This is a genomic window from Haemophilus influenzae (genome assembly GCF_001457655.1).
Classification (GTDB): domain Bacteria; phylum Pseudomonadota; class Gammaproteobacteria; order Enterobacterales; family Pasteurellaceae; genus Haemophilus; species Haemophilus influenzae.
On record NZ_LN831035.1, the window covers coordinates 43,902 to 63,920 of the forward strand.

General features: G+C 38.3%; 20 protein-coding genes. 12 read left to right on the top strand and 8 right to left on the bottom strand.

Features of this window, described 5'->3' with window-relative positions; translation table 11 throughout:
- Positions 1-176: 176 nt before the first annotated feature.
- The 7 genes from rpmB (at position 177) to mutM (ending at position 5,686) form a co-directional block, all read left to right on the top strand.
- The gene (gene rpmB, locus AT683_RS00210; protein WP_005542826.1) at positions 177-413 is read left to right on the top strand and encodes a 50S ribosomal protein L28; all 237 of its coding nucleotides are present in this window, start codon (positions 177-179) and stop codon (positions 411-413) included.
- 11 nt (positions 414-424) lie between these two features.
- Complete coding sequence (gene rpmG, locus AT683_RS00215; protein WP_005613503.1) at positions 425-595, top strand: 50S ribosomal protein L33; 171 nt, start codon at positions 425-427, stop codon at positions 593-595.
- A 346-nt stretch (positions 596-941) separates the two neighbouring features.
- On the top strand, positions 942-2,306 hold the full coding sequence (locus AT683_RS00220) for a diaminobutyrate--2-oxoglutarate transaminase (RefSeq protein WP_005651563.1): 1,365 nt from the start codon (positions 942-944) through the stop codon (positions 2,304-2,306).
- 146 nt (positions 2,307-2,452) lie between these two features.
- Positions 2,453-2,686, top strand: coding sequence for a type II toxin-antitoxin system antitoxin VapB2 (gene vapB2 / locus AT683_RS00225; protein WP_005648011.1), 234 nt, complete (start codon positions 2,453-2,455; stop codon positions 2,684-2,686).
- Positions 2,686-3,084: a type II toxin-antitoxin system tRNA(fMet)-specific endonuclease VapC gene (gene vapC / locus AT683_RS00230; protein ID WP_005651560.1), complete on the top strand. Its 399-nt coding sequence runs from the start codon at positions 2,686-2,688 to the stop codon at positions 3,082-3,084. Before vapB2 ends, vapC begins: the two co-directional genes overlap by 1 nt.
- 19 nt (positions 3,085-3,103) lie before the next feature.
- The gene (gene ddc, locus AT683_RS00235; protein ID WP_011272306.1) at positions 3,104-4,639 is read left to right on the top strand and encodes an L-2,4-diaminobutyrate decarboxylase; all 1,536 of its coding nucleotides are present in this window, start codon (positions 3,104-3,106) and stop codon (positions 4,637-4,639) included.
- A gap of 231 nt (positions 4,640-4,870) precedes the next feature.
- Positions 4,871-5,686 carry a DNA-formamidopyrimidine glycosylase gene (gene mutM, locus AT683_RS00240; RefSeq protein WP_011272305.1) on the top strand — a complete coding sequence of 272 codons (816 nt, stop codon included), beginning with the start codon at positions 4,871-4,873 and terminating at the stop codon, positions 5,684-5,686.
- 73 nt (positions 5,687-5,759) lie between these two features.
- On the opposite strand, the gene degS is transcribed toward mutM, so the two are convergent.
- Genes degS through AT683_RS00280 form a run of 8 tightly spaced genes read right to left on the bottom strand, consistent with a single transcriptional unit; the run spans position 5,760 to position 14,010 of the window.
- On the bottom strand, positions 5,760-6,782 hold the full coding sequence (degS, locus tag AT683_RS00245) for an outer membrane-stress sensor serine endopeptidase DegS (RefSeq protein ID WP_005693292.1): 1,023 nt from the start codon (positions 6,780-6,782) through the stop codon (positions 5,760-5,762).
- Positions 6,783-7,901: a bifunctional diaminohydroxyphosphoribosylaminopyrimidine deaminase/5-amino-6-(5-phosphoribosylamino)uracil reductase RibD gene (gene ribD / locus AT683_RS00250; protein ID WP_011272304.1), complete on the bottom strand. Its 1,119-nt coding sequence runs from the start codon at positions 7,899-7,901 to the stop codon at positions 6,783-6,785.
- 2 nt (positions 7,902-7,903) lie between these two features.
- On the bottom strand, positions 7,904-8,353 hold the full coding sequence (gene nrdR, locus AT683_RS00255; protein WP_005648026.1) for a transcriptional regulator NrdR: 450 nt from the start codon (positions 8,351-8,353) through the stop codon (positions 7,904-7,906).
- A gap of 54 nt (positions 8,354-8,407) precedes the next feature.
- Positions 8,408-11,773, bottom strand: a complete 3,366-nt coding sequence (recC, locus tag AT683_RS00260; RefSeq protein WP_050845847.1) for an exodeoxyribonuclease V subunit gamma — start codon at positions 11,771-11,773, stop codon at positions 8,408-8,410.
- 45 nt (positions 11,774-11,818) lie between these two features.
- Positions 11,819-12,106: a DUF5374 domain-containing protein gene (locus AT683_RS00265; protein WP_021034778.1), complete on the bottom strand. Its 288-nt coding sequence runs from the start codon at positions 12,104-12,106 to the stop codon at positions 11,819-11,821.
- The gene (locus AT683_RS00270; RefSeq protein ID WP_011272301.1) at positions 12,099-12,782 is read right to left on the bottom strand and encodes a DUF2572 family protein; all 684 of its coding nucleotides are present in this window, start codon (positions 12,780-12,782) and stop codon (positions 12,099-12,101) included. Before AT683_RS00270 ends, AT683_RS00265 begins: the two co-directional genes overlap by 8 nt.
- Entirely contained in the window at positions 12,779-13,498 is a 720-nt protein-coding gene (locus AT683_RS00275) for a PulJ/GspJ family protein (protein ID WP_050845846.1), read from the bottom strand. The genes AT683_RS00270 and AT683_RS00275 overlap by 4 nt, the downstream gene beginning before the upstream one ends.
- On the bottom strand, positions 13,498-14,010 hold the full coding sequence (locus tag AT683_RS00280) for a pilus assembly FimT family protein (protein WP_005651545.1): 513 nt from the start codon (positions 14,008-14,010) through the stop codon (positions 13,498-13,500). Before AT683_RS00280 ends, AT683_RS00275 begins: the two co-directional genes overlap by 1 nt.
- A 199-nt stretch (positions 14,011-14,209) precedes the next feature.
- Between AT683_RS00280 and suhB the strand changes: the two genes are divergently transcribed.
- From suhB to AT683_RS00305, 5 genes are all read left to right on the top strand, one after another.
- On the top strand, positions 14,210-15,013 hold the full coding sequence (gene suhB, locus AT683_RS00285) for an inositol-1-monophosphatase (protein ID WP_005664157.1): 804 nt from the start codon (positions 14,210-14,212) through the stop codon (positions 15,011-15,013).
- Positions 15,014-15,120: 107 nt separating this feature from the next.
- Entirely contained in the window at positions 15,121-17,028 is a 1,908-nt protein-coding gene (gene nrfE, locus AT683_RS00290; RefSeq protein ID WP_050845845.1) for a heme lyase NrfEFG subunit NrfE, read from the top strand.
- Entirely contained in the window at positions 17,028-17,558 is a 531-nt protein-coding gene (locus tag AT683_RS00295) for a DsbE family thiol:disulfide interchange protein (protein ID WP_050845844.1), read from the top strand. The genes nrfE and AT683_RS00295 overlap by 1 nt, the downstream gene beginning before the upstream one ends.
- Entirely contained in the window at positions 17,555-18,709 is a 1,155-nt protein-coding gene (gene nrfF / locus AT683_RS00300; RefSeq protein WP_050845843.1) for a heme lyase NrfEFG subunit NrfF, read from the top strand. Before AT683_RS00295 ends, nrfF begins: the two co-directional genes overlap by 4 nt.
- On the top strand, positions 18,706-19,911 hold the full coding sequence (locus AT683_RS00305; protein WP_050845842.1) for a BaiN/RdsA family NAD(P)/FAD-dependent oxidoreductase: 1,206 nt from the start codon (positions 18,706-18,708) through the stop codon (positions 19,909-19,911). The genes nrfF and AT683_RS00305 overlap by 4 nt, the downstream gene beginning before the upstream one ends.
- Positions 19,912-20,019: the final 108 nt, after the last annotated feature.

The following is a 20,019-nucleotide window of genomic DNA, read 5'->3' on the forward strand; positions in this document are numbered from 1 at the left end:
TCAGGAAAATCGCATTTACACTTGAGAAATGAAAACAAAGTCAGTATAATTTGCGACCTTTAATATAGTAAGCGGGTCGGATTAGCGCGACCTGACGAGGTAGCAAGCTAGGTTTAACCAGCTTTAAACAATCCGAACCGTAAGCTCGAGCTTATATTTAATTATTGGAGATTATTATGTCTAGAGTTTGTCAAGTAACAGGCAAGCGTCCAGCTGTGGGTAATAACCGCTCACACGCAATGAATGCGACACGTCGTCGTTTTCTTCCAAACCTTCACACTCACCGTTTCTGGGTTGAAAGTGAAAACCGTTTCGTAACCTTACGTTTAACTGCGAAAGGTATGCGTATTATTGATAAAAAAGGCATTGATGCAGTATTAGCTGAAATCCGTGCTCGTGGCGAAAAAATCTAAGGAGCTAAAAAATGGCAGCTAAAGGTGCTCGTGAGAAAATCCGTTTAGTTTCTACTGCAGAGACAGGTCACTTCTACACAACTGATAAAAACAAACGTAATATGCCTGAAAAAATGGAAATCAAAAAATTTGATCCAGTAGTGCGTAAACACGTTATCTATAAAGAAGCAAAAATCAAATAATATTGATTTAATTATTTTAAACCCGAGTAGAAACTCGGGTTTTTTATTTGTTCTTATTAGAAACGTTTGCTTTTTATTTAGCCGTTTGACTCGTAAGAAGCTAAATTTGCTTTTCATATTGCAAAAAGAATATACAATTGTCCCCGTTTTGACGTAACCCTACATCAAAACCTGTTTCCAACCTAGCCCGTCCAATGGGCAAACTAGGGTAAAAACAAAAAAGCTGAAACGCTTTTTTTAATAAGTAGCGAGTCAAATGCCCTATGTGTCTGTTTTATAAACAGTAAATTTATCGCAAGGCACCCGACTTATTTTTTTCACCTCTTTTAGAAGGTTTTAATCAAAAATGACAATGATTACCCCTGTACAAGCAATTCTTGCTTCAAACCAACATTTTTTAGATCGCCAAGATGTAATGGAATCCAACGTACGTAGTTATCCTCGCAAATTACCTTTTGCCTATGCAAAAGCACAAGGCTGTTGGGTTACTGATGTTGAAGGTAATGAATACCTAGACTTTTTAGCAGGCGCAGGAACCCTTGCATTAGGACATAATCATCCTATATTAATGCAAGCCATTAAAGACGTATTAGATAGCGGATTGCCGTTACACACTTTAGATTTAACCACTCCACTTAAAGATGCGTTTAGTGAAGAATTATTGTCATTCTTCCCGAAAGATAAATATATCTTACAATTCACAGGCCCTTCTGGTGCAGATGCAAATGAAGCAGCCATCAAATTAGCCAAAACTTACACAGGGCGTGGCAATATCATTGCTTTCTCTGGCGGTTTTCACGGTATGACCCAAGGGGCATTAGCCTTAACGGGTAATCTTGGTGCAAAAAATGCCGTTGAAAATTTAATGCCTGGCGTACAATTTATGCCATATCCACACGAATACCGCTGCCCATTTGGCATTGGTGGCGAAGCAGGCGCGAAAGCAGTTGAACATTACTTTGAGAACTTCATCGAAGATGTAGAAAGTGGCGTAGTAAAACCAGCTGCAGTAATTTTAGAAGCAATCCAAGGAGAAGGCGGCGTTGTTCCAGCACCAATAAGCTTCTTACAAAAAGTACGTGAAGTAACCCAAAAACACGGCATTTTAATGATCGTCGATGAAGTGCAAGCGGGTTTCTGCCGTTCTGGAAGAATGTTCGCCTTTGAACACGCAGGCATTGAGCCTGATATTATTGTGATGTCAAAAGCAGTTGGTGGCAGCTTACCATTAGCTGTATTAGCTATTCGTAAAGAATTTGATGCTTGGCAACCTGCAGGACATACAGGTACATTTCGTGGCAATCAATTAGCGATGGCGACAGGTTACGCTTCACTTAAAATTATGCGTGATGAAAACCTCGCACAAAATGCCCAAGAGCGTGGTGAATACTTAACCAACGCATTACGTGAATTAAGCAAAGAATATCCGTGCATCGGCAACGTACGTGGTCGTGGCTTAATGATGGGGATCGATATTGTAGACGAACGCCAAGCGAAAGATGCGATAGGGGCTTACCCGCGCGATTGTGAATTAGCGGCAGCAATCCAAAAAGCTTGCTTCAAAAACAAACTCTTGCTCGAACGTGGCGGACGCGGTGGCAACGTGGTTCGCGTGCTTTGTGCGGTAAACATCAACCAAAGTGAATGTGAAGAGTTCATCAAACGCTTCAAACAATCTGTTGTAGACGCATTGAAAGTGGTGCGTAGTTAATTAAAAGCGGTCTGATTTTGCAAATGTTTTGCGAATTTTGACCGCTTGTAAATTCAAAATGGTAGGGAAATCCCACCTTTTTTCTACTCAACTGTATAAAACTGGGATATACTTATGCTATATACAATTAAGCATAAGGAATAACTATGATTGAAGCCTCTGTTTTTATGACTAATCGAAGTCAAGCTGTGCGTTTGCCCGCTGAAGTTCGCTTTTCTGAAGAAATCAAAAAATTATCGGTTCGTGTATCGGGCAGTGATCGGATTTTATCGCCTCTCAACCAATCTTGGGATAGTTTTTTCTTGAATGATCAAGCAGTTAGCGATGATTTTATGAATGAACGAGAAATTGCATTTCAACCAGAGCGTGAGGCTTTATAGTGTTGAAATATATGCTTGATACTAACATTGTGATTTACGTGATTAAGCGTAGGCCATTGGAAATTCTTTCTCGCTTTAATCAAAATGCAGGAAAAATGTGCGTGAGTAGCATTACTGTGGCTGAACTCTATTATGGAGCTGAAAAAAGCGAATATCCCGAAAGAAACATTGCGGTTATTGAAGATTTCTTATCACGCCTCACCATTTTAGATTACCAACCAAAGCATGCAGCTCATTTCGGCAATATTAAAGCTGAACTCTCTAAACAAGGGAAATTGATTGGCGAAAATGATATTCATATAGCTGCTCATGCTCGTAGTGAAGGGTTAATTCTGGTTAGTAACAATTTAAGAGAATTTGAGCGAGTTATAGCATTACGTACAGAAAATTGGGTGTAATTCATATCTAGGAATAATTATGTCAAACCTCAAACAACACAAACAAGCTTTGTTTTGCAACGATAACGAAGCCATTAACGATTATGAAACAGCGATGTATAATGCGGTGCAAGCAGTCTCTGCTTGGCTGAAAAATGAAAAAATGTACACAGGCGGTTCAATCAAACAAATGCGAGCCTTAATAAGCGGTTTTAATCCGACGAAAGAGGGTATGGGTGTACAGAAATCACTCGATCATTTGGTAAAAATTTTCCTTAATCCAAGCCTTAAAGTACATCATCCACACTCACTTGCCCATTTACATTGCCCAACGATGGTAACAAGCCAAATTGCGGAAGTACTGATTAATGCGACCAACCAATCAATGGATTCATGGGATCAAAGCCCAGCAGGTTCAATTATGGAGGAGCATTTGATCAACTGGCTACGCCAAAAAGCAGGCTATGGCGAAGGCACATCAGGCGTGTTCACTTCTGGTGGTACTCAATCTAACTTAATGGGCGTATTGTTGGCACGCGATTGGGCGATTGCAAACCACTGGAAAAACGAAGACGGCTCTGAATGGTCAGTACAACGTGATGGTATTCCAGCAGAAGCAATGCAAAAAGTGAAAGTGATTTGTTCAGAAAACGCACATTTCTCTGTACAAAAAAATATGGCAATGATGGGCATGGGGTTCCAATCGGTCGTGACCGTGCCATCAAATGCCAATGCACAAATGGATCTTATTGCACTTAAACAAACACTTGCACAGCTTAAAGCTGATGGCAAAATTACTGCCTGTATTGTCGCTACCGCAGGCACAACAGATGCTGGCGCAATTGATGATTTAAAAGCAATCCGCAAACTTGCCGATGAATATCAAGCGTGGTTACACGTTGATGCCGCTTGGGGTGGCGCATTATTGCTTTCCAAAGATTATCGCTATTTCTTAGATGGTATTGAATTAACTGATTCCATCACGCTTGATTTCCACAAACACTTCTTCCAAACGATCTCGTGTGGGGCGTTCTTGTTGAAAGATCCTGAGAACTATCGCTTTATCAATTACAAAGCGGATTATCTCAATTCGGAATATGATGAAGCTCACGGCGTGCCAAACTTAGTGGCAAAATCGCTACAAACAACTCGTCGTTTCGACGCATTAAAATTATGGTTTACCCTTGAAGCATTGGGCGAAGATCTTTACGCTTCAATGATCGATCACGGCGTAAAACTGACCAAAGAAGTCGAGCAATACATCAACGATACTCCTGCCTTAGAAATGCTTGTGCCAAGTCAGTTTGCATCGGTGTTATTCCGTGTCGTACCAAAAGACTATCCAGCTGAATTTATTGATGCACTAAACCAAAACGTGGCAGATGAACTCTTTGCTCGAGGAGAAGCGAATATTGGCGTGACTAAAGTAGGCGACAAACAATCACTGAAAATGACTACCCTAAGCCCGATTGCAACATTGGAAAATGTTAAAGCGTTATTAACTCAAGTACTAACAGAAGCAAATCGCATTAAAGATGACATCAAAAATGGCACTTACACACCACCCATTGATTAATTAGTTAGTCAATTAACACAAAAAATAACCGCTTGTATCTGAAAACAGGCGGCTATTCTGTAAAATAAAAATCTTTTAGCATAGATCAAACGAGATATATAAATTTTATCCATTAGATAACTACCTATATTTTTGAAATATTCATCATTTTAATTTTCAAAGAATATAAAAAAATGGTAAAACTAACCGCACTTTATATCATTATTCTATCCACTTACTAAGTTGAAAATCATGCCAGAACTTCCTGAAGTCGAAACTGCACTACGTGGTATTAGCCCTTATCTTAAGAATTTTACGATTGAGAAAGTTGTCGTGCGCAAGCCTAAATTGCGCTGGGCTGTATCAGAAGAATTAATAACGCTAAAAAATGTAAAAATTGTCGATCTCACTCGTCGAGCAAAATATTTGATTATTCACACGGAAAAAGGCTATATCATCGGGCATTTAGGTATGTCTGGATCTGTTCGAATCGTGCCACAGGATAGTGCAATAGATAAACATGATCATATTGATATTGTAGTGAATAATGGCAAGTTATTACGCTATAACGATCCTCGCCGTTTCGGTGCTTGGTTGTGGACGGAGAATCTAGATGACTTTCATCTTTTCTTAAAGTTAGGCCCTGAACCACTTTCTGATGAATTTAATGCAGAATATTTATTCAAAAAATCTCGTCAAAAATCTACCGCACTTAAAACTTTCTTGATGGATAACGCTGTGGTAGTGGGCGTTGGAAATATTTATGCGAATGAAAGTTTGTTTATTTGTGGCATTCATCCCCTTAAACTCGCTAAAAATTTGACGCGCAATCAATGTTTCTCTTTAGTGAACACGATTAAAGATGTTTTGAGAAAAGCCATTATTCAAGGTGGAACAACACTTAAAGATTTTTTACAGCCCGATGGTCGCCCAGGTTATTTTGCACAAGAATTATTGGTATATGGCAATAAAGATAAACCTTGTCCAAAGTGCGGTGGAAAAATTGAAAGTTTAATTATTGGACAGCGTAATAGTTTCTTTTGCCCGAAATGTCAGAAAAGGGGTTAGAACAAATAAATTTTCAAATTGAAAAGAAAGTATTAAATATAATGAAAACAGCGGTCAAAATAGACCGCTATTTTTAATTTACTGGAAATTCTTCAATAACAACTGGAATTTGTAAGATTTTGCCTAATCGTAGAATGGTGACGAGAACTTTTGAATTAGGTTTTGTATTTGCGATAATTTGCATCATTTCTCTGGCTGAAATCCCCTCTTGATTATTTAATTTCAAAATCACATCGCCAACTTGAATACCTGATTTCGCAGCTGGGCTGTTCGGGCTTACGTCTGTGATAACTATGCCTTCTTCACTACTTGAACTAATATCACTTTGTACACCAAAATAACCTCGAATCACACGTCCATCACGCATAATTTTACGTAGTACATCATTTGCAATATCTATTGGAATGGCAAAATTTAGTCCTTCTGCGATTTCATTGGCGGTTTTGCCAATACTTAGCGTGCTAATTCCAACCAATTCCCCAGCAGAATTAATTAATGCGCCACCTGAGTTGCCGCGGTTAATTGAAGCATCAGTTTGAATAAAATTTTGTCTGCCCACCGAATCGCCTACCGCATTACGACCGATTGCGCTAATGATTCCTTGAGACACGCTTTGTCCTAAGTTGTAGGGATTACCGATTGCTAATACCACATCGCCGACGTGAGCTTGACGCGCTGAATTTTGTGGAATAGTTGAAAGATTATCTGCACGAATTTTAAGAACAGCGAGATCAGTGAGATCATCTGAACCAACAAGACTGGCCTCAAAAATATTTCCGTTTTGCAACGCTACTACAATTTGATCTGCATTTTGGATGACGTGTTTATTCGTCAGAATATAGCCATCTTTACTCATAATCACACCAGAACCTAAGTTATTCACTTGTAGCTGATCATTATCATTAATGCTGGCGGAAGAAAAAGAGCGGTTATAAACATTCACTACTGCTGGAGAGGCAATACGCACGGCATTTTTGAACGATATAATATCGTCTGAAGTGAAGATATTGCTGTTATTCAGTCTTGGAACCGCAAACAAAATCACGCCCGCAGCAGCCAAGCCCCAAAGTGCGGAATGGAAAAGTTTTTTAAGCATTTAGACTCCTTTCGGTGTGTAAGTTAATTTTATATCGTCACCGATTTGTTCTAATTCATTGAGTTGCCATAATGGTGCATCGGCAAGTTTAGTTAAATTCGGTAATTGGCATAGACCACGAGCATTGTCTCCAAGTAATTTTGGCGCAATGTAAATAATCAATTCATCCACTAATTTCGCATCAATTAAACTGCCCGCTAAATTTGCTCCAGCTTCTACCCAAAGGGTATTGATTTGTCGTTTTCCCAGCTCTCGCATTAATTCTTTTAGTAAATTTTCTTTCGGAAGAATAATTTGTTCACAAAAATCAGGAAAGCCTGTTAAATCTCGTGTTTCACTAGAGACTAACCAAACGGGAGAATGGGTTAAAAAAAGTTTATGAGTCGGCTGAATGCGATGTTGTGAATCTAAAATGACTCGCACAGGCTGGCGAAGCCATTCTTTTTTATATTCTGTTTTAAGATTTTCAGGAAATTCGTCCCAGCGTACATTAAGGCTTGGATCATCTGCAAGTACTGTCGCAGAAGTAGATAAAAGTGCGGATGATTTTGCTCGCATTTTTTGTACGTCCGAACGAGCATCTGGGCCCGTAATCCATTTACTTTCTCCACTTGCCATTGCAGTTCGTCCATCTAAACTCATGGCAAGTTTTAGTTGAACAAAAGGCATACCTTGACGCATTCGTTTTAAAAAGCCTTTATTTATTTTTTCCGCTTGATCGTTTAATAGATTCACTGCACTTTCGATACCAGCATCAGACAACATTTTCAAACCTTTTCCTGCGACTTGAGGATTCGGATCTTGCATAGCCGCAATGACTTTCACTACGCCCGCCTCAATTAATCCTAATGCACAAGGTGGTGTTCTCCCATAGTGAGAACAAGGCTCTAAGGTGACGTAAGCGGTTGCTCCTTTAGCATTTTCACCAGCTTGAGCTAAAGCAACGCGTTCAGCATGAGGTTGTCCTGCCTTAAAATGAAAGCCCTCCCCCACAATTTCACCATTTTTAACCAATACGCATCCCACCGATGGGTTCGGTGTAGTGGTATATTGACCTTTGGCGGCTAAATCTAAGGCACGTTGCATAAATACGCAATCTTGTGAGGAGAATTCAAGCATAATTAATCCTTTAATTTTTCAATTTCGATAGTGAATTGATCAATATCATCAAAACTTAAATAGACTGATGCAAAACGAATATAAGCCACTTTATCGAGTTTTTTTAATTCATTCATCGCAAGTTTACCCACTAACTTACTTGGCACTTCACGTTCTCCAGTTGCACGCAGTTGAAGAATTATGTGATTAATTGCTTTTTCTACATCATCTGCACTTACAGGACGTTTTTCTAAGGCGTGTTGAATACCGCTGCGCAATTTATCTTCATTGAATGGCTCACGTGTACCATCAGTTTTGATAATTTTCGGTATGATTAATTCTGCCATTTCAAAAGTAGTAAAACGTTCGTGACAATGACCGCACTCACGGCGGCGGCGAACTTGATAACCATCAGATACTAAACGGCTATCAATGACTTTAGTTTCTTCTGTATCACAAAATGGACAGTGCATAGATAATTCTCCATAAAAGGGTGTTATTCTACTAAAAAATAGGTTATTTGACGATTAGCTTTGTGCCTTTCTTGTCTTCTTTTGTGCGAATAATAAGCCAAACCAAGCTTTTGTTTGTTTTAATAATTTCGCAATATTTTCAGGTTGTTTAAATCTTGAGGTCTGCGCTAATACTCGTGACCAATATGGATCGGCTTTTGACCCGAAACCATTACTTTCAGTTAATTCCTGAAGTTTTTCAGAAACGGAATTTTCATCACTTACAATAAAATCACTTATATTTCTTACTGTTGGCACCAATTGTATTTCTATTTGGCTTTGTAAATAATCTTTTACGTAAATTTGTAATTGAGCAAGCGCAACTTCACGCTCAATAGGCGGTAATTCGAGAACCTTATCTTGCGTAATTAATTTTGCTGGTACCGCATTTTCTTGTGTAACACATTGAATTAAATAATAAATCCAAGGACGAATACAATAACGATCTTTGTATTTCGCAAAATGCCAGTGAATGACTTGTGAATTATCGCCAAATAAAGCCTCCATATAACCAAATAAACGGATTTTTTGATTTTCGTTTTGCCAATCTACGGCAATATTAAAATCTATAGAAGCCTGTTTAGGCTCGCCAAGATCGGCTATTTTCTCTTTAAATTCTAAAACATTATCGCGAATATTTTCAGCATAAACCTTTCCAAACTCTGCGCGCGGTAACACGCCTTTTACTTCTGCTTGTCTAAAATAATCAGCAAAATTTTGTTCATCAAGGTAAATTAAGTCATTATTGAGAGAATAATTATCTAACCCACTTAAAGTGAAGTTTTCACTGTCAGCAATGCGTTCATCTTTATCGCGGAAATAAACACCAAGTTGTTTTTCAAAGAAAAATTTCACTGGATTTTCCACAAAGCTGACTAAAGAATCCAGTTCAACTTCTTCGATTTTTTCTGGGTTTTCTGTCATAGTGACGGCAAATTCCGAATTACTTGCACTTGCGTCAAATTGAGCCATTGGCAACCATTTTGTCGCAAAAGAGCGGGTAAATTTCTCGTTATATTTGAAATTATCTGGGCTAAATGCGGTCATTGGATGTTCAATGACAGTAAGGACATTTTCCTTTTGCCCTTGATTAATATAATCCACGAGTTGGCTTACCAATACGGAGGGTTCTTTCGGTTGATTATCGGTAATGGAACGCCCAATATAGCTGATATAGCAATAATTACGTGCGGCTAATAAGGCCTCTAAGAACAAATAACGATCATCATCACGGCGAACACGGTCGCCTTTTTGATAATGATATTGCATTAAGTCAAAACTGTTTGGTGTTTGTGTTCTTGGGTAATCGGCATCATTCATTCCAAGTAAACAAACCACTTTGAATGGCACTGAACGAATTGGTAATAAGGTGCAGAAGTTTACTTTCCCTGCAAGGAATTTGAGGCTATTTGGCGCATCTTCCAATTTCATTGTGATGACATCGGCAATCACATCTGCTTGTAATTTTTCAGTAAAATGGAGCATTTTTAGATGCTCAGCTAATTCATTAATTTTCTCTTGAATATAGAAAATCGTGTCGCTAGTGTCTTCATTTTGTACGAAGAAATCTGATAAAAGTGCGGTTAAAATTTCTTGCCATTTTTCGATGGAATGTGCTTGTTGCAGGGTTTCATGCAGCAAGGAAAGTGCGGTGAAAAAGTACGATAAATTTCCAGCAAGTTCACCTTTTAAGCCATAGCTGCTGTTTAACCCCAAACTATCTTGCCAAATACCCTGCTCTTCACGCATCGCATAGCCTAAAATCATTCTTTCTAATCCAGCTTGCCAAGAATTAAAATTGATGCCATCTTGATTTTTTTGCAAACCGAAACGAATCCCTGAATCCGCCACCCATTCTCGCACTAATGGTAAATCAGCAAGAGAAATATTAAATCGTTCTCGCGTCGCAGGAATATCCAACAACGCTAACACATCTTCCGCACTAAAATTGCTTTCTTTTAAGCGTAATAAAGTTAAGTAACTTGAGACCAACACATCGCTTTCTGAAAGTTTATTATCTGAAAGTGAAAATGGAATTTGTGGAGCATTTCTATTTTTTTGCCCGAAAACGGCCTGAATATAAGGCGTGTATTGATTTATATCTGCCACCATAACAACTACATCTTTTGGCGTAAGGTTAGGATCTTGATTGAATAAATCGAGTAAATAATCGTGCAAGACTTCCACTTCCCGCATAGCACTGTGGCAAGAATGTAGAGTTAAAGTGCGGTCATTTTTTGCGATATTTAACGGTTTATTTTCTAAATGCAGAATTTGAGATTGCAATTGTCCAAGTAAACTGTTCGATTTAATTTCTTGATAAGCATTGACGGGATAAGTTGGAATATGTTCTTCATCTCGCACTAAGGTATAGAGAAAATCTCGTCCCATTTTCCCCCAAGCCGCCAGCAATGGATTGCCTACTTGAAGGTTTTCATTTTGATAAGTGACGTCAAACTGAGCGTTTTCTAGTTGAGAAAGTTGTTCCTCAGAAAAGAGCGGTTGATTTTCATTTTGTTTATTGAATTGATAACGCTGACGAGAACGCAAATAATCAAGGCGTAGATCACTAATATCCCCCCAATATTCTTGGCAAGGATTATTAAAAAATAAATGAATATCCACTTCAGAGGATATCGCTTGCAAAATATTGAGATAAGCAGTTGGAAGCGCTGGAATACCAAAAATAAATATGCGTGAAGGTAATTTTTTCGGTGCTTTTTTATCCGCAAGCAAGGCTAAGAACTGATTATGCAAAGCCGCTCGATGTGTAGCATCATCAACATCTGATTTAACATCGACGACCAACGCACGCCATAGCTCCCCTTGCCATTTTATATTGCCTTGAATTTGCTCAAACAACGTATCGTTTAGGTTAGGTTGTTGCTTTCGTATTTGCGCAGTGATTTGTTCATCTTCGCCTTTTTCCCAAGCAAAAATCCATTCAGCTCGGTAAACTAAATATTGGTCAAATAAGTCGGCTATTTTACTGCTAAGTTGATAAAGTTTGTATTGTTCAGAATGTGGCGAAGATGCTAAATAATTTCGTAAAGGCAAAAAATTTTCTTTCTCGAGAAAAGTCGGGATTAAGCGTATTAAACGCCACATCATTGAATCTTTATCAAAAGGGTTTTCCAATGCCGTTGCGGGTAAATTTTGAGCATAAAGCTGCCAAATAAAACTTGCTGGCATAGGAAATTTTAGGTTCGCTGAAATGCCTGTTTCTTTGGCGAGTTCAATTTGTAGCCATTGTGCCATATTAGGGCTTTGCACCAAAATAATATCTTGTTGAAAAGGATCTTCAGGTGGTAAAGATTTGAATAAAGAAGAAAGAATTTCTTTTTGTTTTTCAAGCTGATTGGAATAATAAATAATGAACACAATGGCGACCTTTTGATGATTTAACCTAGAAAAAACAACGCCATTTTACTGAGTTTTTATCAAAATTTCACTCGTAGGATAACGCACAATAATGCGTTCATTTTCACATCGAATACGAAAAGTTAAGCCATTTTGTTGTATCAATTGTTCACAAGCTAACCCTAAAAATTGGCGTTGAGCTTGATTCTCTGCAATTTGTGTTGCCTGAAAATCTTGATAAATTTTTACCGCACTTTTTCGCTGTTCTGCCGTCCATTGATTAAAAACAAGAAATAAAACGCTAAATAAAGCTAAAGAAAATAACAATGTAATAAGAGACATTCCTTTATTCATCCTGAACATTAAAATCACTCCAACTTTTTTCTGCTAACTTCCACTGACTATATTGTTGCACTAAAGCGACCACCGTCTTTTTCCCATAAGCTAAAGTTACGCCATCTAAAGTTAAATTCCCGTTGGTAATCACTGCGCCACTAATCCTCCCTTTGCCAGTCAATTTTAAATCGCCCTCTGCAATTAATACGGCAGACACCGTGCCATTAATTTCAACCTCTGCTTGTGAATCTGAAAACCAATAAAGTTTAGGCGTTTTATTCGCGTTTAAAATTCTGGGCGGAGAAGAAAAGTGCGGTCGAAAATAGGCAAGTTTTTCGCCACTCACAAAATCTTTCAATGCGCCTTGATTATCTCCCTTTTTAGGCGATTTTTTAAATAGGCTCATTCTTTCACACCAAAGAAAATATTGAATTGAATCTGTGGCACCATCAAGCGTAATGCTGATTTGCTTTACACTTTCATCATTATTTAATGATAAATCAAGGCAGGCAGTTTGTTTTTTCAAGGCTGTTATTCTTTGTAATTGTAATGTTCTTTCCACATACAGTTTTCGTTGATTTTGTTGCGCCCGAAAAAAACTTAAATTGCTATCATCTAACAATAAGATTACGCTTAATAAGCCTGAAATAAAAATCAGAATAGTCAGCGTAATAATACCTTTTTGTATTGTCATTGTTTTTGATTCCAAAGAGCAACGACAAGGGAGGTTTCATAACTGATATTTGGGGTTTGTTTTAAATTTCCTTTTAGCTTGATTTCTAATCCTTTGCCTTCAATTAACCAATTAAATTGTAACCTAGTGATTTCATATTCGTTGTTATCTAATAAATCTGCCCATCCACCACCAGCGTTACAAGCGGTTTGTTGAAAAGCACGTTTACAAGTTTCTGCCGTGCAATTAGTAGGAATAACACTTTGATAAGTCAGTTTGGTTTTTATCATTTTGTTACTCACTTTATAGCCGAATAATTCTTCAGTACTACTTTTAGATGTATTTTTACCTTTTTTCATACAGGTTTTCGGCGAACCTTTGCCAATACACCCATTTTTATTTAAATCATAAAAGAACAACACGCAGCTATTAGGTGGTGCATTATCTTCTTGGCTAATAAAAATAGCTGTGCCTTGTTCATCTAATTCAAATAAAGATAAATTGCTTTCCGTCAGTTTTGCATTTAATGCTCGAAATCCTAATCGGCGAAGATCTTTACCTATTAACTGTAATGTTCGTTGTAATTCAGCTTGTAATTTTAAATGTAATAACATCTGTTGATTTTGCGTTTGTATTTGCACATAAAAATGCGAAATGCTTAGCAATAATAAAGACGACAATGCTAGTGAAATCATCAGCGCTAATAGGGTTTGCCCTTTTAATAATACTTTCATCATTAATTACAAGCACTATCAAATTGATTAGTTTTCAAACGAATACTGCCAACATTGAAAAATAAAAATAACGTACGTTCATTTTCCGCTTGTAGAATAAAGCAACGAGTAACGATAGTATTACGAATGCCATCAAATCTCGTGATTTCTTTTGGATAAATATGATGACTTTGAATCATCGTTTTGTTAGGAAAATAAGGGTAATAAAAATGAGCATAAACCTCTTTCGGGCAATTTATCGGATTTAAACAATCACAAGTTTGGTTATTTTTTACTTGTGCCGTTAAGCACCATTGCTGTGTCGCAAGATTACGATTGATAAGTAAAAACCACACTTCCGATGAATTTTCTGCCCGAGCCTGAATTTGGCGTAGAAATAAATACAGGCGATGTTGCTCTTTGGCTAAAATCGTTTTAGGCGAATCGGTTTTCCATAATGGTACTGCAAAATTCAGCACAATACTGATAATGGCTAACCCAATCAATAATTCCACTAATGTCATACCTTTCTGCATAAAACGCTCCAATTTTCTACCGCACTTTAATGGCAAATAATTAATGGAAAAATCACTTCATACTATTTTTGCGATCTGTATCGCAAAGTTTTTCTGAAAACCTATAAAAACCATTGTTTTATGATTTTCAACTGGTTATTTTGGCAAATCTCGCTATAATGGCACAGAATTTTTCTGTTCTTTAAAAGCTGGTGGAAATATGAATCCAATGTTAAATATCGCTATTCGTGCGGCACGAAAAGCGGGCAATGTGATTGCTAAAAATTATGAACGCCGTGATGCTATCGAAAGCACACAAAAAGGTATTAATGATTATGTAACAAACGTTGATAAAGCGTCTGAAGCAGAAATCATTGAAGTTATTCGTAAATCTTATCCTGATCACACAATTATTACGGAAGAAACAGGCGCAATTGAAGGCAAAGATAGCGATGTACAATGGATTATTGATCCGCTAGATGGTACTCGTAATTTTATGACAGGGCTTCCCCACTTTTCTGTGTCTATCGCAGTTCGTGTAAAAAATCGCACTGAAGTCGGGGTTGTTTACGATCCAATCCGTAATGAATTATTTACCGCTGTGCGTGGCGAAGGTGCAAAATTAAATGAAGTACGTTTACGTGTAGATAGTAAACGTGAAATTCAAGGTTCAATTTTAGCCACTGGTTTCCCATTCAAACAACCAAAATTAATGCCAGCTCAATTTGCAATGATGAATGCCTTAATTGAAGATGCTGCGGATTTCCGTCGCACGGGTTCTGCTGCATTGGATTTATGCTATGTGGCGTCAAACCGTATTGATGGTTATTTTGAAATGGGCTTAAAAGCATGGGATTGTGCTGCTGGCGATTTAATCGTGCGTGAAGCAGGTGGCTTAGTCTGTGATTTTGATGCTGGTAATGGCTATTTACGCAGTGGCAATATCATTGCTGCTCCATCACGCGTAATTAAAGAAATGTTAAATAAAATTCGCCCTTGTTTAGGTGCTGAATTTAATCATTAATTTTTAGAAGCACAATAGCACCTATCAAGGTGCTATTTTTAATTTTATTAATGAAACATACTTGATTAGCGACTTTATCTGCGCATCAACGAAAAAACGACGACATTATGCTTCCAGAACTTGGCTTTTTCCTTCTTTTACTCGCAACAGCTAGCGCGTTTTTTCTTGCGTTAGTGCCTCAATTTGGGTTATTCAAAAAAAATTCGACTTTAATTAATGCTGCTTGGCCGCTTAGTTATATTTTTACCCTTGCGACGACGTTCTCAATTGGTTTGCTTGCTTATTCTTTTGCGGTGGATGATTTCACCCTTGAATATGTCGCGGCACATTCTAATTCCCAATTACCTACATTTTTTAAAATGGCTGCCACTTGGGGAGGACATGAAGGTTCAATGTTGTTTTGGTTATTTTCATTGAGTTTATGGCTTGCTGCTTTTGCTTTTTTTAATCGAAAAAATGACCGCACTTTTTCCGCTCAATCTTTATCTTTATTGGGATTGATTTGCTTTGGTTTTGCGGTATTTATTTTATTTTATTCCAATCCATTTGGACGCATTTTCCCTGCTCCCGCAGAAGGGCGCGATCTCAATCCAATGTTGCAAGATGTGGGATTAATTTTCCATCCGCCGTTATTATATGTTGGCTATGTGGGCTTTGCGGTAAATTTTGCAATGAGTTTGAGTGCGTTGATTTATAACCAATCTGCACGACAAATTGCCCGCTCAATGCGTGGATGGGTGTTGGTTTCTTGGTTGTTTTTAACCATTGGTATTGTGCTTGGTGCGTGGTGGGCTTATTACGAACTTGGCTGGGGCGGTTGGTGGTTCTGGGATCCCGTAGAAAATGCGTCTTTAATGCCTTGGTTGCTTGGTTTGGCGTTATTGCACAGTTTAATGGCGACGGAAAAACAAGGCGTATTTAGTTATTGGACAACGCTTTTTTCTCTGCTTGCTTTTGCCTTTAGCGTATTAGGCACGTTTATTGTTCGTTCTGGTGCGCTTACTTCTGTGCACGCCTTTGCATTGGATAACACGCGCGGTTATGTGTTGTTATTAATTTTCTTTGTTTTGACAGCGTTAGCCTTTGGTTTATTCGCTTTACGAGCGGGAAGTTCATCAGAAAGTGCGGTGAAATTTCAGTTCATTTCTAAATCGGGTGGCATTTTATTACTGAATATTTTGCTGACCATTGCGACGGTTTCTACCTTTTTAGGTACTTTTTACCCGATGTTATTCCAAGCGATGAATTGGGGCTCAATTTCGGTGGGAAGTCCTTATTTTAATAGTATTTTCTTCCCCATTATTACGGCGATTTTAATCTTAATGGTAATTGTGCTTAGCATACGTAAGGGGCAATTTGATCGCACATTATTGATACGTTGTGGGTGGTTGCTTATTCCGTCTTTGATTCTTGCAGGCCTAATGATTTGGCAACAGCTACGCCATAATTCTGCGTTGAATTTTCACGCTTTCGCCTTTGTGTTATTAACTCTTGCGATTTGGCTTTTATTCGTCACGTTATGGCAAAATTGGCGACAAATTCGCTTGTCTCAATTTGGGATGATTTTAGCGCATTGTGGCGTGGCGATTGTGACTATTGGTGCGGTGATGACTGGGTATTTTGGCAGTGAAATTGGTGTGCGTTTAGCACCGCAACAAAGTCAAACGCTGGGGCAATATGAATTTCATTATCGCCAATTTTCTAATGAAATTGGGCCAAATTTTACGGCAGAAGTCGCCTTTTTTGACGTAACTAAAAATGGTAAACCTTATGCAGAAATTATCCCAGAACGCCGTTATTACGATGTACGAACAATGACAATGAGTGAAGTGGGGCTTGATGGTGGTTTTTGGGGCGATTTATATATTGTGATGGGCGATTCTCTTGGCAAAGGGGAATTTACTTTCCGCTTACATTATAAACCACTGATTCGTTGGCTTTGGGCGGGCGGTATTTTAATGGCCTTTGGCGCACTTTTTAGCGTTTTCGGATTACGCAGAAAACAGGAAAAATAATGAACAAAAAACTTATCTTTTTTACACCTCTCTTTGTGCTTTTAGGCGTGTGTATATTATTAATTGCAGGGTTAAATCAAGATCCGAAAAAAATTGCTTCGGCTTTAATTGATAAACCTGTTCCAGAGTTTTATCAGGCTAATTTACATGAGCCATCACAAATCGTAAGCCCGAACGAGTTTCCTAAACAGCCATTTTTATTAAATGTTTGGGGAAGTTGGTGTGGTTATTGCAAAGAAGAACATCCTCTGTTAATTGAGATTGCAAAAACGTTGCCTATTGTGGGCGTGGATTACCGTGATAATCCGCAAAATGGCATTGAAATGCTTAAGCGAATGGGCAATCCGTTCGTCTTGACCATTGATGATAGTCATGGGAAATTGGGATTAAAATTGGGCGTGGATGGCGCGCCAGAAACTTACCTTGTGGATGAAAATGGTGTGATTCGTTATCGCCATTCTGGTTTACTGGATAAAGAAACTTGGCAAACAGTATTTTTGCCGAAAATTAAAGCATTGAAGAACAAATGAAAAGCATATTAGATATTTTTACTCGCGGTTTTATTCAGGTTCAAAAAACAGTCTTTTTTGCAACCGCACTTTTATTCGCATTTTCCTTATTCGCCCAAGCGGAAATGGTGGATACCTATCAATTTCAAAATCAAGATGATCGTACTCGCGCCGTAGAGTTGGCAAAATCTTTACGCTGTCCACAATGTCAGAACCAAAATTTGGTGGAATCTAATTCTCCAATTGCTTATGACTTGCGTCTTGAAGTGTACAAAATGGTGGATGAGGGCAAAAGTAATCAGCAAATTATCGATCAAATGACGGCTAGATTTGGTGATTTTGTGAATTACAAACCGCCATTCAAATGGAATACGGCGTTGTTATGGTTATTGCCAGTCGCCCTTTTAATTCTAGCTGCAGTATTGCTTTATTTCTCAAATAGGAAAAAACAGTTTTCAGAAAAAGTGGTTGCACAACAACTAGAGAATGATGAAATAATTTCCCTCCCCTCAACCTTTGGCAGCTCCCCCCGCAAGCAAGGGGAGCCAAGTAAACTTTCTAAGAGAAAAGTGAATAGCAAAATTTATTTTGTGCTTTTTACTTTACTCATCGCTATTCCAACTGCTTATTATTTTTCTCTTGATCGTTTTAGTCGTGTTCAACAAGGCGAGCAATCGATGATTGAGCAACATAATCAAAATGTTGAAATGAATGATGAACACAAAAATCAAAATGTGATTGAGAAGATCCAAAATAAACTGCGTATCGATCCAAATAATGCGGAAACTTGGCTTCAACTTGGGGAAGCCTATGTGCAAAATAATGAATTTGATAGTGCGCTTGTGGCTTATTCTAATGCGGAAAAATTGTCAGGCAGTAAACCTAATATTTTAGGCTTGGCAGCCACCGCACTTTATTATCAAGCAGGCCAGCAAATGACCCAAAAAGTAGAACAACTTTTGAATGAAGCTTTGGCAAAAGATAAAAATGAAGTATCTAGTCTTTCTTTGTTGGCGACAATTGCCTTAGAAAATCGCCAATATCAACAAGCTGGTATGTATTTACAGCAGTTATTAGATTCAGGTAATGCGGCAGTGGATCGTCGTTCAGTTATTCAACGGATGAAGATGTTGGATTTTTTACAACGTGGTGAAAAAGGACAAAATCCGTGAGCCAATATTCTGAAAACATTATTATTGGTGCGGGTGCGGCAGGATTATTTTGCGCGGCACAGTTGGCTAAGCTAGGCAAGTCGGTGACAGTTTTCGACAACGGCAAAAAAATCGGACGTAAGATTTTGATGTCGGGCGGTGGGTTTTGTAATTTCACCAATTTAGAGGTTACGCCAGCTCATTATCTTTCGCAAAATCCTCATTTCGTCAAATCGGCACTTGCTCGTTATACCAATTGGGATTTTATTTCTTTAGTGGCGGAGCAAGGGATTGCTTATCACGAAAAGGAATTGGGGCAATTATTTTGCGATGAGGGTGCAGAACAAATCGTTGAAATGCTGAAATCTGAATGCGATAAATATGGTGCTAAGATTTTATTGCGTAGCGAAGTTTCTCAAGTTGAACGGATTCAAAATGATGAAAAAGTGCGGTTTGTTTTACAGGTAAATTCAACCCAATGGCAATGTAAAAATTTGATTGTTGCGACAGGTGGGCTTTCTATGCCTGGGCTTGGCGCAACGCCATTTGGTTATCAAATTGCGGAACAATTTGGCATTCCTGTTATTCCGCCTCGTGCGAGTTTAGTGCCTTTTACTTATCGAGAAACAGATAAATTTTTAACCGCACTTTCAGGTATTAGCTTGCCTGTCACTATCACGGCACTGTGCGGAAAATCTTTTTACAACCAGCTTTTGTTTACTCATCGTGGTATTTCAGGCCCTGCGGTGTTACAAATTTCTAATTATTGGCAGCCCACTGAGTCAGTGGAAATCGATTTATTACCGAACCACAATGTGGAAGAGGAAATTAATCAAGCAAAACAACATTCACCAAAACAAATGTTGAAAACCATCTTGGTTCGATTATTGCCGAAAAAATTGGTCGAACTTTGGATTGAACAAGGCATTGTGCAAGATGAAGTTAGCGCTAACATCAGCAAAGTGCGGGTAAAAAATCTGGTGGATTTTATTCATCACTGGGAATTTACTCCAAATGGCACAGAGGGCTATCGTACAGCTGAAGTCACAATGGGTGGGGTGGATACTAAAGTAATTTCTTCTAAAACAATGGAAAGCAACCAAGTCAGCGGTTTATATTTTATTGGTGAAGTATTGGATGTGACGGGCTGGCTCGGTGGTTATAACTTCCAGTGGGCGTGGAGCTCGGCTTATGCCTGCGCTCTAAGTATCTCAAGACAATAAATAGATAAAGATCAAAGCATACGCATTTTTTACAAGACAAAATCTCAAAATAGCTTTATCATATCGCCTGTTTTAGGCTCGCCTAACCCGTTTTAATTAACTTAATTG